Origin of the sequence: Pseudomonas sp. JDS08PS003 (assembly GCF_045013505.1) — a bacterium.
GTDB classification, from domain to species: Bacteria; Pseudomonadota; Gammaproteobacteria; order Pseudomonadales; family Pseudomonadaceae; genus Aquipseudomonas; species Aquipseudomonas protegens_B.
The window spans coordinates 6,656,631-6,673,954 of the sequence record NZ_CP120724.1 but is presented as its reverse complement, the minus strand read 5'-3'; the positions used below and the strand labels follow the sequence as shown (position 1 = coordinate 6,673,954).

Below are 17,324 nucleotides of genomic sequence, written 5' to 3'. Positions count from 1 at the left end.
CCCCAGGTCTTTGGGAGCTCCACCATGTTGAACACCCTTCTTCCCATTCTGTTGTTCGCCGCCGTCGGCCTTGCGGTCCTCGGCGCGCTGCGACGCGTGGCCATGTGGCGCCGGGGGCGAGCCTCCAAGGTCGATCTGCTCGGCGGGCTGCTGGCCATGCCCAAGCGCTACATGGTGGATCTGCACCATGTGGTGGCTCGGGACAAATACATGGCCAACACCCACGTGGCCACGGCGGGCGGTTTTGTCCTGGCGGCGGTGCTGGCGATCCTGGTTCATGGTTTTGGTCTGCATAACCGCATCCTCGGCTACGCCTTGCTGCTGGCCACCACGCTGATGTTCGTCGGCGCGCTGTTCGTCGCCAAGCGTCGGCGTAATCCACCGGCACGCCTGTCCAAGGGCCCGTGGATGCGCCTGCCGAAAAGCCTGCTGGCGTTCTCGGTGAGTTTTTTCCTGGTGACTTTGCCGGTGGCTGGCATCCTTCCGGAACATTTCGGTGGCTGGTTGCTGGCGACGATTCTGGCGGTCGGTGTGCTGTGGGGCGTGTCCGAGCTGTTTTTCGGCATGACCTGGGGCGGGCCGATGAAGCACGCTTTCGCTGGCGCCTTGCACCTGGCCTGGCACCGGCGCGCGGAACGCTTTGGTGGCGGACGCTCCACTGGCCTCAAGCCGTTGGACCTGGAAGACCCAAGCGCGCCTTTGGGGGTGGAAAAGCCCAAGGATTTCACCTGGAACCAACTGCTGGGCTTCGACGCCTGCGTGCAGTGCGGCAAGTGCGAGGCGGCATGCCCGGCCTTCGCCGCCGGCCAGCCGCTGAACCCGAAGAAACTGATCCAGGACATGGTGGTCGGCCTGGCCGGCGGCACCGACGCACAGTTCGCCGGCAGCCCGTACCCATCCCTTGACGGCAGTGGCAAAGCCATTGGCGAACATGGCGGCAACCCGCACCAGCCTATCGTCAACGGCCTGGTGGACGCCGAGACCCTGTGGTCCTGCACCACCTGCCGCGCCTGTGTCGAGGAGTGTCCGATGATGATCGAGCACGTCGACGCCATCGTCGACATGCGTCGCCACCTGACCCTGGAGAAAGGCGCGACCCCGAACAAGGGCGCCGAGGTTCTGGAGAACCTCATCGCCACCGACAACCCCGGCGGCTTCAACCCCGGTGGGCGGATGAACTGGGCGGCGGACCTGAACCTGACCCTGCTTAGCGAAAAACCAAGCACCGACGTGCTGTTCTGGGTCGGCGACGGCGCCTTCGACATGCGCAACCAGCGCACCCTGCGCGCCTTCGTCAAAGTGCTCAAGGCGGCCAAGGTGGACTTCGCCGTGCTCGGCCTGGAAGAACGCGACAGCGGCGACGTGGCCCGACGCCTGGGGGACGAAGCCACTTTCCAGCTGTTGGCCAAACGCAATATCCAGACCCTGGCCAAGTACCGCTTCAAGCGCATCGTTACCTGCGATCCCCACAGTTTCCATGTGCTGAAAAACGAGTACGGCGCCTTCAACGGCAACTACCTCGTGCAGCACCACAGCACCTACCTGGCCGAGTTGATTGGTGCCGGTGCGCTGAACCTGGGCCAGCACAAGGGCAGCAGCGTGACCTATCACGATCCTTGCTACCTGGGCCGCTACAACGGCGAGTACGAAGCTCCTCGGGACGTACTGCGGGCCCTGGGCATCGAGATCAAGGAAATGCAGCGCTCGGGCTTCCGTTCCCGTTGCTGCGGCGGTGGCGGCGGGGCGCCGATCACCGACATTCCGGGCAAGCAACGGATACCCGACATGCGCATGGAAGACATCCGCGAGACCGGCGCCGAGTTGGTAGCCGTGGGTTGTCCACAGTGCACCGCCATGCTCGAAGGGGTGGTGGAGCCGCGGCCGATGATCAAGGACATCGCCGAACTGGTGGCCGATGCCTTGCTCGAAGACGCCGCTCCGGGCAAAGCGCCGGCGTCGGTGAAACCTGAACCTGCGGAGGTGCACTGATGAGCGACATTATCCGCCGCGATCCCCGGGCCGAATGGATTGCCCGCAACCGCCTGCACCCGCTGCACGCGGCCATGCAGCCGGCGCAACACAGCTGGATGGGGCCCAATGGTCTGATCCGCAAGAATCCCCATGGCATCGGTTTCATCGGCCCCAACGGCCTCAAGCGCATCGACCGCAGTGGCGCCCAGCAGGGCGGCGGCGCCAAGCGCACGGCGGCGGCCGAGGTGCAGTTGCCGCTGCATCAAGTGGCGCAGCCGGCGTTCTACATCAGCGTGGTGCCGGACATGGTTGGCGGCCGCCTGAGCAGTCACGACCGCGATCTGCTGGGCCTGGCCCATCAGTTGGCGGGCGAGGACGGCGCGGTGCTGGCGGTGGTGTTTGGCGAGCACAAGGAGTCGGCCTTTGCCACGGCGGGTGTCGACCGCCTGCTGGTGCTGCAAGGCAGCGAGTTCGACGGTTATGCACCGGAACAACGGGTACAGGGCCTGCGGGCTGTGGATAACCAGTTCAGCCCGCGCCATTGGCTGCTGCCTGACAGCCGCACCGGGGGTGGCGAACTGGGCCGGCGCTTTGCCGCGGCCCTGGGCGAACGCCCGGCGACCCGGGTCTGGCAGGTCAAGGACGGCCAGTGCATCGGCCGTGCCGGTGCCGGTCTACAGGACCTGGCGCGGCCAGTGGCACGGTTGATCCTGGCCGCGGCCGAATGTGCCGAGCCGGTCAGCGAAACCCGCCACGAAGCCTTGCCGGTGGAGTTATCCACAAGCGTGGCCCGCAGCTTGGCGCGGATCGAGGATTTGGGCGCGGTGGCGGTGGACCCGGCGGCGATTCCCATGGCCGAGGCCGAGTTCATCTTTTCCGGGGGCAACGGGGTCAAGGACTGGCCACTGTTTCACCAGACCGCCGCGGCCCTGGGCGCCACCGAAGGCGCCTCGCGGGTGGCGGTGGACGACGGCTTCATGGCCCGGGACCGGCAAGTGGGGGCCAGCGGCATCTGGGTCACCGCGCGGGTCTACGTGGCGGTGGGGATTTCCGGGGCAATCCAGCACCTGCAGGGCATTGGTGCTTGCGACAAGGTGGTGGCGATCAACCTCGACCCGGGCTGCGACATGATCAAACGCGCCGACCTGTCGGTGATTGGCGACAGCGCGGAAATTCTCAAGGCCTTGATCGCGGCGGTGGCGGCCTACCGCAACGACGCCAAGCGCGATGCGGCTTAAGGGGACGTTATGAACAGCAATGTGATCAGCCTGGTATCGATTGGTGCGCACCCGACCTCCGGTCGCCCGCGGCGTGCCGAACAGGACGCCCGGGCGGTGGAACTGGGCCTGCAACTGGCTGGGGACAAGCTGCAAGTGCTGCATGCCGGCGACGTCGCCGAGCCGGCTCTGCGGGCTTACCTGGGCATGGGGCTGGAGCAGTTGCATGTGCTGGAACAGCCGGCAGGCGCCGATGCCCTGCCGATCCTGACCCAGTACCTGCGCGACGCGGGCGTTCAGGTGGTGCTCACCGGCAGCCAGGCGGAAACCGGCGAAGGCTCCGGCATGCTGCCATTCCTGCTGGCGGAGAGCCTGGGCTGGCCGCTGGTGGTGGGACTGGCGCACGTCGAATCCCTGACCGATGGCGTGGCCCACGTCCTGCAAGCTTTGCCCCGAGGCCAGCGGCGGCGACTCAAGGTGCACCTGCCATTCCTCGCCACTGTGGATAACGCCGCGCCGAAACCGCGCCAGAGCGCCTATGGCCCGGCGCGCCGTGGTCTGTTGCAGGCCGATCAGGTCGTGGTGGTGGAAGACGAGTTACTCACAGTCTCCAGTCTGCAACCGGCCAAACCCCGGCCCAAGCGCCTGAAAGTGATCAAGGCCAAGAGCGGCGCGGATCGCATGAAGGCCGCCACCGCCAAGGCCAGCGGCGGCACCGGGCAAGTGCTCAAGGGCGTCAGCCCGGAAGCCGGGGCCGAAGCGATTCTCAAATTGCTCATCGAAGAAGGCGTGGTCCGCTGAGCTCAGGTTTATGCACAGCTCTGGGCAGTGCCGTTCGCTGGCAAGCCAGCTCCTACAAGGGAAATCGCGCCTGCACCCACCGTAGGAGCCGGCTTGCCGGCGAAGGGGGCGTCATGTTTTTGCACATCTCTGGGCATCGCCATTCGCTGGCAAGCCAGCTCCTACAGGGGAAATCGCGCCTGTACCCACCGTAGGAGCCGGCTTGCCGGCGAAGAGGCCGTCATGGTTTTGCACATTTCTGGGCAGCGCCATTCGCTGGCAAGCCAGCGCCTACAGGGGAAATCGCGCCTGTACCCACCGTAGGAGCCGGCTTGCCGGCGAAGAGGCCGTCATGGTTTTGCACATTTCTGGGCAGCGCCATTCGCTGGCAAGCCAGCGCCTACAAGAGTCGCGATGGGTTACTCACAATCCCTGTGTGCGTACCTGTGGATAAGGTGTTCGCGCCTTGCTCAAGCCCATGTGGAACAAGCCCTGCAGCCATCTGTACGAAATTTGACCAGCCTAAGCTGGCGATTTTTATGGCTTTTTTTCCAGGGCAGGGAATTATCCGAAGAGACTTTTGCACAGCACTTGCCCCCAAAGTCTGTTGGCGCTTCTGTGGATAAGATGTTCGCTTACCGCTGCAGGCCCCGCAGAACCTGGCTTTGAATGGGTTGATCGAAAAACATCCAAATACGCTGTTCAGGCTCGATTATTCGGGTAAAGCCCCGATATTTCGCGGCTTCCAGGGGTTTTCCACAGTCGCTGGCGCCTCTGGCCCCAGTTGCCCCCAAAGTCTGTTGGCCGTTCTGTGGATAAGGTGTTCGCCTTCCGCTACAGGCCTTTGAATACGGGGGTCTCAGAGGTTTGTTCAATAATTGATCAAACGCTGGAGAAACCGCTGTTTTCCCATAAGTCACGGATTTTCTTGGCATTGCCCACTGAAATATCCCCAATGCCCGCTCACTTGCCCACAGTTGCTGTGGGCCAAGGTGTGGATAACATGTTCGCGGAAGGCTGTACCCCTTGTAATCCATAGCGTGTGCGGCAATAGATCAAATTTCATACAGTTCTAATGGCTTTCTTGACAGTGACAAGTGGCCTGTCTTCACTGATGGCACAAGGACTTAGCAGCTACTTATCCACATACGGTTGGGGGAGCGCAGGCAATGGATTGTCGTTTATCGCAGGTTTCCCCGATCCGGACTTCCCTACCTCGACGTACCCGTCGCCGCGCCGCCAATCAGCGCGCTCGTCTATAGCCTTGCCCGCGAGCTAACGGCTCCGACTCCATCACTGATTCCACTGTTTGTGTTTCTGGCGCCAAGGCCTGCCCGTTCGGCTGCCTGCTGCGCGATCGGTTTTACCCATTAGAGGCGACCACAGAGTTGCCCCATCTGCCTGAGAGGAACCCCGCCATGACTCGGATCGCGACCCCCATCAGCGAGATCCAGGAACACTACGACGTTATTGTCATCGGCTCCGGCTACGGGGGGGGCATCGCCGCTTCCCGATTGTCCCGGGCTGGTCGGCGGGTCTGTCTGCTGGAGCGAGGGCGGGAGATCCAGCCTGGCGAGTACCCCAACACCCTGACCACGGCCACCGAGGAGTTGCAGGTGCATGATCCCGACGGCCATATCGGCTCGCGTACCGGGCTCTTCGATCTGCACGTCAATGCCCAGCAGAACGTGGTAGTGGGTTGCGGCCTGGGCGGTACATCGCTGATCAATGCCAACGTCGCCCTTGAGCCCGAGCCCGGGGTCTTCGACGATCCGCGCTGGCCCCGGGCGGTACGCGAGCATCGCGATACCCTGCTCAAGGAGGGGTATGCCCGGGCCCGGGAGATGCTCAAGCCCACTCCCTATCCCGACTCGGCGCCCACCTTGCCCAAGCTCCAGGCCAACCAGAAGTCCGCGGAGTTTCTCAAGCAGGGCGCGCACTTCTACAAGCCGCCGATCAACGTGACCTTCGCCAAGCTGCCCAACAACCTCAACCATGTCGGGGTCGAGCAACTGCCCTGCAACCACTGTGGCGACTGTGTCTCGGGCTGTAACAACAAGGCCAAGAACACCACCTTGATGAATTACCTGCCGGATGCCAGCAATCATGGCGCCGAGATTTTCTGCCAGGCCGAGGTGCGTTACCTGGAGCAGGAGGGGGATGGCTGGATCGTGCACTTCCAATACCTGGACAGCGGACGCGAGAAGTTCTCGGCGCCGACCCTGTTCGTCAAGGCCGACATCGTCGTGCTCAGTGCCGGCACTCTGGGTTCCACGGAAATCCTCCTGCGCTCCAAGGCCAAGGGCCTGTCCACCTCGGACCAGTTGGGTGAGCACATGAGCGGCAACGGCGACATCCTCGGGTTCGGCCATAACTGTGAGCAAACCATCAACGGCATCGGTTTCGGCACCCATTCGGCCAGTGAGCTCAAACCCGTGGGGCCGTGTATCACCTCCATCATTGACATGCGCACCGAAGGCGACTGGCGCAGCCGCATGGTCATCGAGGAGGGGTCGATTCCCGGCGCCTTGGGCCGGGCCATGGTGCCCAGCATGGCGCTGTTCGCCAGCACCCTGGGCAAGGCCACCGACCAGAGCCTCAGCGGCCAGTTGGGCTACAAGGCGCGGGAGGCCGAAAGCTTTCTGCGGGGGCCTTACTACGGCGCGCTGCACAACATGCAGACCTACCTGATCATGAGTCATGACAATGGGCGCGGCCGCATGCTGCTGGACGCCAAGGATCAGCTGCGCATCGACTGGCCCGGGGTTGGTCAGCAACCCAATGTGATTCTCGGCAACGAGCGCCTGTACCAGAGCACCAAGGCGCTGGGCGGAGTCTGGGTGGAGAACCCGATCTGGACCAAGCTGCTCAAGCACAGCATCGTCTCGGTGCACCCGTTGGGCGGCTGCGTCATGGGCGAAGACGCCGGCCAGGGGGTGGTCAACCACAAGGGCCAAGTGTTCAGCGGCGTCAGCGGCAGCCAGGTCTATCCCGGGCTGTATGTGGCGGACGGCGCGGTGATTCCCACCTCGCTGGCGGTCAATCCGTTGCTGACCATTTCGGCGGTCAGTGAGCGCAACATGCGCCTGCTGGCCGAAGATCGCGGCTGGAAGATCGACTACAGCCTGCCCTCGGCCCCGAGCAAGGCGGTGCCGGCGCCGACCCTGGGCGTGCAGTTCACCGAGACCATGAAGGGCTATTTCTCCACCGCCTTCACCCAGCCCCAGGGCACCGATCTGGCGCTCTACCAGGAGGCGGCCAAGCGCGGCGAGGCGCAGAACTCCCCCATCGAGTTCACCCTGACCATCACGGCCAACGACCTCAACCGGATGATCAAGGAGCCCGAGCACGCCGCCACCCTGGTGGGCACCCTGGAGGCTCCGGCGCTGTCGGCACAGCCCCTGGTGGCCAGCCACGGGGTGTTCAACCTGTTCGAGGAATTCCAGCAGCAAGTAGGCGTGCGCCACATGAACTACGACATGCGCCTGACCGCCGAGGACGGTAACGAGTACTACTTCAGTGCTTTCAAGACCGTGCCCGAGGATCACGGCGTGCTGAACATCTGGCCCGACACCAGCACCCTGTATGTGACCCTGTACCGCGGCCAGAACAAGAGCGGCCCGGTGCTCGGCTCCGGGGTGATGCACATTCTGCCGGCGGACTTCGCCAAGCAGATGACCACCATGAAAGTGCTCAATGCGCGTAACGAGCGTGAGCGCATCGAGGCCCTGGCGCGCTTCGGCAAGTTCTTCGCCGGGATTCTCTGGGAAAGCTACGGCGGCGTATTCGCCGGGGACATCTACTTCAATCCCGACGCGCCGCCGCGGATCAAGCGGCCCCTGGATGCGCCGGTGCCGACGGTGCAGTTCTTCGAAACCGAAGACCGGGTGCAGCTGCGCCTGACCCGCTACCAGGCCGGCAGCAAAGGCCCGGTCATGTTGGTACACGGCCTGGGCGTGGGCTCCAACATCTTCTCCACCGACACCATCCAGACCAACCTGCTGGAGTACCTGTGCAAGCACGACTATGACGTCTGGCTCCTGGATTTCCGGGTCAGCATCCTACTGCCGGCGAGCAAGCAGGAATGCAATGGCGACCAGATCGCGGCCTATGATTTCAAGGCCGCCATCGGCCAGATCAAGCAGGCGACCGGGGCCCGTGACGTGCAATGCGTGGTGCATTGCTACGGCGCCACGACCTTCTTCATGTCGTTGCTGGCGGGCCTGCAGGACGTGCGTTCGGTGGTCTGCTCGCAGATTGCCGCCGACACCGTGGTGGCCACCGCTACCGGGATCAAGGCCGGATTGCACCTGCCGGGCATGCTCGACGCCATCGGCATCAGGTCGCTGACGGCCTACGCCGACAGCAAGGAAAGCCTGTTCAACCGGCTCTACGATACGGCGCTCAACGGTTATGCGCGGATCGAGGCCCAGGGCTACTGCACCAATCCGGTGTGCCACCGCATCACCTTCATGTACGCCTCCCTGTACCGCCACGACACCCTCAACCAGACCTTGCACGACAACCTGCACGAGCTGTTCGGCGCCTCCAATATCGAGACCTTCGAGCATCTGGCACTGATCTGTCGCAAGGGGCACCTGGTGGACTTCAAGGGGCGTGACGTCTACATGCCGCATTTCGACCGGCTGAAGTTGCCGATCTGCTTTATCAGCGGCGCCGACAACCAGTGCTACCTGCCGTTAAGCACCCAGAAGACCTATGAGCGCCTGTGCCAGCTGCATGGCCCCGAGCTGTTCAGCCGCCACGTGGTGCCGGGTTACGGACACATCGACTGCATCTTCGGCAAGAACGCCGTGGTGGATGTGTACCCGCTGATGCTGGCGCACCTGGAGAAGACCGCCCTGGGCTGACGACGACCGGCTCGCGGCCTGCGGTGCGCCCGTGCCGCAACCGGGCTTGGCGATAGGTACCGCAGGACAGGCTCCTGGAGCCTGCCCTGCGGCAGCGGCTACACATGGATGCAGGGAAGGTTCAGATGAACGCTTATATCCGCTGGTTCCAACGCTTTATCTGGCTGGGCATCGCCATGAACATGGTGTTCGCCCTGCCGGCGCTGTTTGCCCCGGCGCTGCTGACCGCGGTGGTCGGCTTGCCGCCGGTGCTGTCCGACCCCTGGCTGGAAAACACCGGTATGCTGCTGGTGGGCATCAGCCTGTTCTACATGCCTTCGGGCTGCAACGCGCCGCGCTTTGTGGTGCATTCCTGGCTGTGCGTGCTGTCGCGGCTGATCGCCGTGGCGTTCTGGATCTACCTGATCGACACCAGCAACCAGGCCCAGGTGTTCGTGCCCATGCTGATGGGCGACCTCAGCATGTTCCTGATCCTCGGCATCCTGCTGTACCTGGGCAGTGCCCCGGCCAACCGGCCCTGGGCCTTGCTCTGTGCCGGGCTGCACGACTGGCGCCAGTACTGGGCCGCCTGCTGGAAGCGCCACAGCTTTCGCGTGGGCAGCCTGGTCCTGCTGTTGGTCCTGGGGGTGGTCGGTTATGCCACCTGGGTCAACATGATTCGCGAGGTGCCCCAGCCGCCGGAAGCCTCCGATGAGGATCACTTCAAGTACGCCGCCATCGGCCTGGGGATCGAGGCGCGGATTCCTTACTACCTGTTCGCCGTGCTGCCGCAACTGTGCCCGGAGAAACTGCCCCGGCCCGGTGGCTACGAGGTCTTCGGCTTTCTCTACGAGAACGGCCGGGACCTGCCGGTGGGCATGGCCAAACGGCAGTTGGGCTACCCGACGGTTGAACCCAACTGTGCCCTGTGCCACACCGGTGCCTACCGGGCCAGCGCCAGCGATGTGTCCCAGGTGGTGCCCACTGCACCGGCCAACCTGATGCAGCTCCAGGCCTTCCAGTGGTTCGCCTACGACTGTGCCAGCGATCCGAAATTCACCGTGGATGCGGTGATGAACGCGATCAACGCCAAGTTCCAGCTGGGCTTTGTCGAGCGCTTGTACAACCGCTACCTGATCATCCCCATGGCCAAGAGCGCGCTGCTCAAGCAGAAGCAGGCCTATGCCTGGCAGAAGCTGCGGCCGCAGCAAGGCCCGGGGCGCACCGACACCTTCAACCCGACCAAGATGGTGGTGTTCGGCTTCCCCGACGATTCCACCATCGGCACCGTGGACCTGCCGCAGATCTGGAACCAGAAGCCCCGGGAATCGATGTACCTGCACTGGGACGGCAACAACAACCAGATTCGCGAGCGCAACTACGCGGCGGCGATGGCGGTGGGTGCGACCCCGGAATCGGTGCTGCCGCAGAGTTTCAACCGGGTCACCAACTGGCTGCTGGGGCACAAACCGCCGACCTGGCCGTTTGCCATCGATCAGGCCAAGGCCGCTCAGGGCAAGCCGCTGTGGGAGGCCAACTGCTCCGGTTGTCATGACTTCGGCAAGGCCGATACCGGGCAGGTCACCACCAGTATCCAGACGCTGGGCACCGATCCCCACCGCTTGGACTCCTTCACCACCGGCCTGGTGCAAGCCTTCCATGGCTTCAAGAAGCCGCCTTTCGACTTCGGTGCCTATCGCAAGACCCAGAGCTACAGCAACACCCCCACCGACGGTGTCTGGCTGCGGGCGCCGTACCTGCACAACGGCTCGGTGCCGAGCCTCTGGGACCTGTTGCAGGCACCGGAGCTAAGGCCCCAGGTGTTCTACACCGGCTCGGATGTGTATGACCCGCAGAAGGTCGGTTTCATCACCAGCGGTGCGACGGTGCAGGGGCCGGGCCACTTCAAGTACGACACCCACCTGGAGGGCAACAGCAACAGCGGCCATCTGTACGGCACGCAGCTTTCCGCAGAGCAGAAATGGCAGTTGATCGAATACATGAAGACCCTGTGACGCCCGTCCGGCGTTTGTGCAAAGGGACCATCAAGAGGGATGCCAGCATGTCATTTGTGAGCAATCTGGAACATGAATACGAACAGGTGAAAGCCCGGGTCGACGGGCTGCTGGCCAGGCTCGACCTGGCCTGGAAAAAACTCCGTAGCCAGCTCGAGCCGGCGGAACTGCAGGCGATCGTGCAACTGTTGCAGCGCGCCCATGACCAGGCGCAGTACGCCCTGATCCACGGCGACTTGCCCCCCGGTCAGGCGCCGGTGCCCTGGGAACTGGCCCACGGTCTGTCGGTCCTGCACCTGGGGAACGCCTCGCCCTTGCCGCAAACGGTGGACGAGCTGAAGACCCAGGTGATGAAGGACGGCACCCTGCTGGGCTGTCGCCAATGGGAGCTGCTGGACCTGCGCTGGAGCGAAGCCTTGCTCAACTGGATCGAGAACCTGCGCAAGCACGCGGCCTTCGGCACCACCCCGGCGCTGATCGAGATGGCCGACAACGTGCTGCTGGACATGGCCGGGGATTGGGGCACCGGATATTTCCAGCCCGATTCGGCAGCGCAGCGCGTGGCGGACTTGATCACCCAGGACAAGCCGGACTTCACCATCCACCTGGGAGATGTGTATTACGCCGGTACCGGCAGCGAGGAGGACGCCGACCTCACGGACTGGCCCATGGGCAGCCAGGCGTCCTTCAGCCTCAACTCCAACCACGAAATGTACAGCGGTGCCCATGGCTACTTCGCCGAGATCCAGGCGCTGTTCCCCAGGCAGCAAGGCACCAGCTACTTTGCCCTGTTCAATAGCCACTGGCTGATCGTCGGTCTGGACAGCGCCTATGCCGCCGACGAAATGAACCTGTACATGGACGGCAACCTCAATGCCCCGCAGCAGCAATGGCTCAAGGACCTGGTGGCCAGCAAGGGGCAGGGGCGCAGGATCATCGTGCTCAGTCATCACCAGGGGCTGGACATCAGCGGTCAGCAGCAGACCACGCTGTACAAACAGGTGGTCGCGGCTCTGGGGCGGGTGCCGGACTACTGGTATTGGGGGCACCTGCACAATGGCATCTGCTACGCGCCCAGTAACGGCATGTACGGACGCTGCATCGGTCACGGCGCGATCCCCTATGGCCCCACCAGCGAGCTGAAGGGCAACCCTCAGGTGCAATGGTCGGAAACCTTGTCGGCAGATGATCCGAACTATCCGCTGCGGGTGCGCAACGGTTACGTGAGGGTGAAGTTGCAGGGCGAGACGCTCACCGAGGCGTTTGTTGGCGAGAACGGCGCCATCAGTTGGCCGCTTGCTTGAAACGACCGGCTGTAACGGCAGCACCCGGGGGCGGGCGCACCCCGCCCCCGGGCTCTTGTCTGAGCGTTTATTGCTGATTGCGCGCGGCGGGGTTTATCCGTGGACCGGCACGCCCTTGAGGTAAGGCGCCGGTTCCGCACCGAGGTTGCTCAGCATGCGCTCGCTGTACCAGTCGACGAAGTTGACCACGCCGAACTCGTAGGTCTTGGAGTACGGACCCGGCTGGTAGGCGGTGGAGTTGATGCCGCGCTGGTTTTCTTCCGCCAGGCGCCGGTCCTGGGCGTTGGTGGCATCCCACACCTGGCGCATGCGCTCGACGTCGTAGTCCACGCCTTCCACCGCGTCCTTGTGCACGATCCACTTGGTGGTGACGATGGTTTCCTGGGCGCTGATGGGCCACACGGTGAACACGATGATGTGGTCGCCCATGCAGTGGTTCCACGAGTGCGGCAGGTGCAGGATGCGCATCGAGCCCAGATCCGGGTTCTTGATCCGTCCCATCAGCTTGGCGCAGCCCTGCTTGCCGTCCATGGTCATGGACACGGTGCCCTTGAGCAGGGGCATGCGCACGATGCGATTGCGCAGGCCGAAGCTGGCGTGGGCGTATGGGATCTTTTCGGCTTCCCAGGCGGCGGCGGAAGCGGCCACGTGGTCCTTGAACGCCTGGTCGGCCCGGGGGTCGGTGACGTCGTCCCATTCCAGCAGGGTTTTCAGCAATTCGGGGTGCGAGCCGCCGCAGTGATAGCACTCGCGGTTGTTCTCCAGCACCAGTTTCCAGTTGGCCTTTTCGTGCAAGGTGGTCTGCACCGCCACCTTGGTGTTCTCCATGTCGTAGGGCTCCATGTAATGGGCCAACGTGGAGAGGAAGTCGTCGATGGCCGGCGGATTCTCTGCCAGGGAGATGAAGATGTAGCCGCCGGCGGTCTTCACGTTCACCGGTTTCAGGCCGTATTGCTTCATGTCGAAGTCGGCGCCCATCTCGGTGCCGGCGAACAGCAGGCGCCCGTCCAGCTCGTAGGTCCACTGGTGGTAGTGGCAGACCAGTTTGGCCACTTTGCCCTTGTCGCTGGTGCACAGCCGTGAACCGCGGTGGCGGCAGACGTTGTGGAAGGCGTGGACCACGCCGTCGGCGCCACGGATGACGATGATCGGGTTCTTGCCGATCTGCAGGGTGATGTAGTTGCCCTTGGTGGGGATCTCGCAGGTCATGCCGGCGATCAGCCATTCCTTCTGGAAGATCTCCTGCATGTCGATATCGAACAGCCTTTCATCGCAGTAGAAGGGCTGCGGCAGGGAGAAGGTCCGCTCGCGCTCCTGCAGCATCTGTGCAGTGGCCTTGCGTGCGGGTTCCAGTGGATCGCCCAAGCTCAGGGTTGCGGTGACGTCCATCGTTCAAGTCCTCATGGCCGTTCGGTGCGGCCGGCGAATTAAATAGTGGCTACGGTGGGTGCTACGCAAGTCACGAAAAATCGGCTGTCGTGTTTGAGGCGAGTGTGGGTCCGCAGGCGCCTTGAACCTTATCCATGGGCGACATGGCCCAATCTGTTCCCGACGGGGGAGCCCCTGTAACTGGGGGCTGGTCGCGATAAGCATGTGAATGTCGCAGATAGGTAAATGGGCGCGAGAAGCCTTACGCAGAATCGCTGACAAGACGCCGACAGTCGGCCGTGGAGAACAGCATGTCCAACACCTTCCTCAACCCGGTAACCACCCAGACCTGGGCCAATGGCCGTCACATCGTCCGTTGCGTCAAAGTCATCCAGGAAACCTGGGATGTGCGGACCTTCTGCTTCATGGCCGACCAGCCGATCATGTTCTTCTTCAAACCGGGGCAATTCGTCACCCTGGAGTTGGAAATCGAAGGCCAGCCGGTGATGCGCTCCTACACCATTTCCAGCTCGCCGTCGGTGCCCTACAGCTTCTCGGTGACCATCAAGCGCGTGCCCGGGGGCAAGGTTTCAAACTGGCTCCACGACACCCTGCACGAAGGCCAGGAACTGGCGGTGCACGGGCCGGTGGGGTTGTTCAACGCCATCGATTTCCCTAGCCCGAAAGTGCTTTATCTCAGCGGTGGCGTCGGCATCACCCCGGTGATGTCCATGGCGCGCTGGTTCTACGACACCAACGGCAACGTCGACATGGTGTTCATCCACAGCGCCCGCTCACCCAAAGACATCATTTACCACCGCGAGCTGGAACACATGGCGTCGCGGATCGACAACTTCAGCCTGCACCTGATCTGCGAGAAACACGGTCTGGGCGAGCCCTGGGCCGGTTATCGCGGTTACCTGAACCACAAGATGCTGGAGTTGATGGCCCCGGACTTCCTTGAGCGGGAAGTGTTCTGCTGCGGGCCGACGCCCTACATGAGTGCGGTCAAGCGCCTGCTGGAAGCCGCCGGTTTCGACATGGCGCGTTACCACGAGGAATCCTTCGGTGCGACCCCGGCCGAAGCCCGGGCTGACGCTGTGGAGCATGCCGAACAAGCCGCCGAAGCGCCGGAAGTGGATATTGCCGACCTGCATCAGGTGGAGTTCACCGCTTCCGGCAAGAGCATCCGTGTGGCCCCGGGAGAAACCGTGCACGCGGCGGCGGCCAAGCTTGGTCTGATGATTCCCAAGGCTTGCGGCATGGGCATCTGTGGCACCTGCAAGGTGCTCAAGCTGGGCGGCGAAGTGGAGATGGAACACAACGGCGGGATCACCGAGGAGGACGAAGCCGAAGGCTACATCCTGTCCTGCTGCAGCGTGCCCAAGGGCGACGTGCGCGTGGAGTTCTGATCGCCGGCAAGCCGGCTCCTACACCCGTTTCCTGTAGGAGCTGGCTTGCCAGCGAACAAGGGCAACCCGGTTACTGATACAACGCCGGACGCCGATCCAGGTGCACGTGGTTATGTTCACTGATGGACTTGTGCCAGGCCTGGGCCAGGTCCAGATCCGCCAGCAGCAGTTGCTCCCGGCTCTCCCGATCCTTGCCCGCCAACGGATAGCCATCGGCATCGACTATGGTCGAGCCGCCCACCCAGTTCACTCCGCGCTCCTCGCCACAGCGATCGCAAGCGGCAACGAACATCCGATTGACCGCCGCATTGGCCTGTACCCGAACCATCTCCGCCGGCCGTTCGCTCACCGGGCGCGGGCCGTCCGGCCAGTTCACCGGCGCGCACAGCAGCGCCGCCCCGGCCAGGGCGGGCAGGCGCACCCACTCGGGGAACTCCAGGTCGTAGCAGATCATCATGGCAATCGGCCCGAAGCGCGTGGCCACCACCGGCGGCGGCTCGTCACCCGGGGTGAAGATCAGGTTCTCCTGATCCCACAAGTGGGCCTTGCGGTACACCGTCAGCGTTCCTTCCGGCTCGATCAGGGCGGCGCTGTTGGCCACCCGATCATCGTCCAGGCGCTCGCAGAAGCCGCCGACAATCACCACCTGCAGCTCTTGGGCGAGACATTTCCACAGGCTGAGGGTCGGCCCGTCGAGGCGTTCGGACAGCGCCAGGGCTTCGGCCAGACCGCTGAACACGTAGCCGCTTTGCACCAGTTCCGGCAGCACCACCACCTGGGCGCCGCGGGCGGCGGCCTGGCGGATGGCCTCGGCGCTGAGGGTGCGGTTGTAGTCCAGGTCGCCGATCCGTGGTGCCAGCTGCTGGCAGGCCACTTTCAGGGATGTCTGGGGGATCATTGCGCGCCTCCTTCCAGTTGCTGTTCGCTGGCCTGGATGGCCAGGCGTTCCGCTTCCAGGTCCAGGTTGCGGGTCAGGGCCCAGTAGACCAGCCCGGCCACCGCCAGGCCAATCACGAAGGCAATGTCGGCGCCGCCCAGGGCCTGGGACAGCGGGCCCCGGTAGAAGCTCAGGGACATGAACGGCACCATCGCCAGCAGGCCGAGGAAGTAGGCCAGCAACCCGGCGCTGGACCAGCGGCCATAGATTCCGGCGGGATTGAAGATGTGGCTGATGGCGTAGCGGCCTTTGCGCACCAGGTAGAAGTCCGCGAGGTTGACCGCGGTCCAGGGCACCAGGAAATACAGCATCAGCAGGACAAAGGTGTTGAAGCTGCCCAGGTAGCTTTCGGGAATGTTCATGGCGATCAGGAAGATCACCACCGCCACCAGCAGGATGCCGGTCACCCGGCTCTTGAGGTTGGGCTTGATCGACTTGAAGCCGTCGACGGCGCTGATGCCGGTGAGCATGGCGCCGTAGCAGTTGACCGCCATGATGCCCACCAGTGCCGGCACCGCGATCAGTACCGTGAAAGTACCGAAGCCGGGAATCAGGCGGTTGCCCACTTCGCGCACGCTGGCGATGGCATCGGGGGAGGGCAGGGCCGAGGCCAGGAAGGCCCCCAGGGACATCAGCCACAGGGCCGAGCCGGCGGCGCCCAGGTAGGTCCAGAAGATCACCTGGCGCGATGGCGTCTGGTGCGGCAGGTAGCGCGAATAGTCGGACACGTACACCGAATAGCTGATCTGGTAACCGGCGGCGGCCGACAGTTGGATCAGGAATGCCGACCAGGAAAAGTGCGGGTCGGCCAGGGCCGAGTCGGCCTGCAGGGTCAGCAGAGCGCTGACGGTGAGCACCGCGAATACGCTGATCATCACGTAGGTCAGCCAGCGTTGCACGGTGTGCAGCAGGTCATGGCCAACCACCGCGATCAGCACCGCCAGGGCGATCATCAGGGTGTACCAGGGCGCCCGGGCGCCGGGGATCACTGTATTGATGGCGTCGGTGGCGAGGATCACGTTGAACACGTTGAAGCCGATGTAGACGAACACCACCGCAGTGAATGGCACGATGGCGCCCCGCAGGCCGAACTGGGCGCGGGATTGGATCATCTGCGGCAGGCCCATGCGCGGGCCCTGGTTGGCGTGGAAGGCCATGCAGAAGGTGCCCAGGCACACGCCAATGACGATCGCCAGAATGGCATAGGGCAGACTCAGGCCCAGGGCCGCGCCGGTGAAGCCGGTGACCATGGTGGTGAGTACGAAGTTGCCGGTGAACCAGAAGGGCCCTTGATGCCAGACCTTGCCGTGGCGTTCATGGCGCGGCACGTAGTCGATGGAACGGGTTTCGATGGCAAGGCCCGGAGGATGGGCTTTCTCGGTGACGCAAGAAGAGGTCGTCATGGGCTACAGCCTTGTTTTTATAGGTCGACCCCGGAGTCTCGGACAAACGCAGCGGTTGTTGAATCAG

10 protein-coding genes are annotated in these 17,324 nt (G+C 63.7%); 7 read left to right on the top strand and 3 right to left on the bottom strand.

All coding sequences use genetic code 11. The annotated features are described in order from the left end of the window. The first annotated feature begins 24 nt into the window (after positions 1-24). From dgcB to P7C00_RS29810, 6 genes are all read left to right on the top strand, one after another. Complete coding sequence (dgcB, locus tag P7C00_RS29835; RefSeq protein WP_346633165.1) at positions 25-1,989, top strand: dimethylglycine demethylation protein DgcB; 1,965 nt, start codon at positions 25-27, stop codon at positions 1,987-1,989. Beyond that, positions 1,989-3,209 carry an electron transfer flavoprotein subunit alpha/FixB family protein gene (locus P7C00_RS29830; RefSeq protein ID WP_404937821.1) on the top strand — a complete coding sequence of 407 codons (1,221 nt, stop codon included), beginning with the start codon at positions 1,989-1,991 and terminating at the stop codon, positions 3,207-3,209. The genes dgcB and P7C00_RS29830 overlap by 1 nt, the downstream gene beginning before the upstream one ends. Before the next feature lie 9 nt (positions 3,210-3,218). Beyond that, positions 3,219-3,989: an electron transfer flavoprotein subunit beta gene (locus P7C00_RS29825; protein ID WP_404937820.1), complete on the top strand. Its 771-nt coding sequence runs from the start codon at positions 3,219-3,221 to the stop codon at positions 3,987-3,989. 1,397 nt (positions 3,990-5,386) lie between these two features. After that, on the top strand, positions 5,387-8,839 hold the full coding sequence (locus P7C00_RS29820) for a GMC oxidoreductase (protein ID WP_404937819.1): 3,453 nt from the start codon (positions 5,387-5,389) through the stop codon (positions 8,837-8,839). 125 nt (positions 8,840-8,964) lie between these two features. Beyond that, positions 8,965-10,833 (top strand): hypothetical protein, encoded by a 1,869-nt coding sequence (locus P7C00_RS29815; protein ID WP_404937818.1) that lies wholly within the window; start codon positions 8,965-8,967, stop codon positions 10,831-10,833. A 47-nt stretch (positions 10,834-10,880) separates the two neighbouring features. Then, complete coding sequence (locus P7C00_RS29810) at positions 10,881-12,137, top strand: metallophosphoesterase family protein (protein WP_404937817.1); 1,257 nt, start codon at positions 10,881-10,883, stop codon at positions 12,135-12,137. A gap of 93 nt (positions 12,138-12,230) precedes the next feature. Here the strand turns inward: P7C00_RS29810 and gbcA are convergent, their stop codons facing one another. Continuing rightward, the gene (gene gbcA, locus P7C00_RS29805) at positions 12,231-13,526 is read right to left on the bottom strand and encodes a glycine-betaine demethylase subunit GbcA (protein ID WP_346633159.1); all 1,296 of its coding nucleotides are present in this window, start codon (positions 13,524-13,526) and stop codon (positions 12,231-12,233) included. 290 nt (positions 13,527-13,816) lie between these two features. On the opposite strand from gbcA, the gene gbcB reads away from it, so the two are divergent. After that, entirely contained in the window at positions 13,817-14,917 is a 1,101-nt protein-coding gene (gene gbcB, locus P7C00_RS29800) for a glycine-betaine demethylase subunit GbcB (protein WP_346633158.1), read from the top strand. Positions 14,918-14,987: 70 nt separating this feature from the next. Here gbcB and P7C00_RS29795 read toward each other — a convergent pair whose 3' ends face one another. Next, the gene (locus tag P7C00_RS29795) at positions 14,988-15,815 is read right to left on the bottom strand and encodes a nitrilase-related carbon-nitrogen hydrolase (protein WP_404937816.1); all 828 of its coding nucleotides are present in this window, start codon (positions 15,813-15,815) and stop codon (positions 14,988-14,990) included. Next, on the bottom strand, positions 15,812-17,257 hold the full coding sequence (locus P7C00_RS29790) for a purine-cytosine permease family protein (protein WP_404937815.1): 1,446 nt from the start codon (positions 17,255-17,257) through the stop codon (positions 15,812-15,814). The genes P7C00_RS29795 and P7C00_RS29790 overlap by 4 nt, the downstream gene beginning before the upstream one ends. Positions 17,258-17,324 lie beyond the last annotated feature (67 nt).

Bases quoted from the DNA above. Each gene is read 5' to 3' on its own strand.
- P7C00_RS29825 (WP_404937820.1), top strand. From the start codon at position 3,219: ATGAACAGCAATGTGATCAGCCTGGTATCGATTGGTGCGCACCCGACC.
- P7C00_RS29810 (WP_404937817.1), top strand. From the start codon at position 10,881: ATGTCATTTGTGAGCAATCTGGAACATGAATACGAACAGGTGAAAGCC.
- P7C00_RS29790 (WP_404937815.1), bottom strand. From the start codon at position 17,257: ATGACGACCTCTTCTTGCGTCACCGAGAAAGCCCATCCTCCGGGCCTT.
- P7C00_RS29830 (WP_404937821.1), top strand. From the start codon at position 1,989: ATGAGCGACATTATCCGCCGCGATCCCCGGGCCGAATGGATTGCCCGC.
- gbcA (WP_346633159.1), bottom strand. From the start codon at position 13,526: ATGGACGTCACCGCAACCCTGAGCTTGGGCGATCCACTGGAACCCGCA.
- P7C00_RS29795 (WP_404937816.1), bottom strand. From the start codon at position 15,815: ATGATCCCCCAGACATCCCTGAAAGTGGCCTGCCAGCAGCTGGCACCA.
- gbcB (WP_346633158.1), top strand. From the start codon at position 13,817: ATGTCCAACACCTTCCTCAACCCGGTAACCACCCAGACCTGGGCCAAT.
- P7C00_RS29820 (WP_404937819.1), top strand. From the start codon at position 5,387: ATGACTCGGATCGCGACCCCCATCAGCGAGATCCAGGAACACTACGAC.
- P7C00_RS29815 (WP_404937818.1), top strand. From the start codon at position 8,965: ATGAACGCTTATATCCGCTGGTTCCAACGCTTTATCTGGCTGGGCATC.
- dgcB (WP_346633165.1), top strand. From the start codon at position 25: ATGTTGAACACCCTTCTTCCCATTCTGTTGTTCGCCGCCGTCGGCCTT.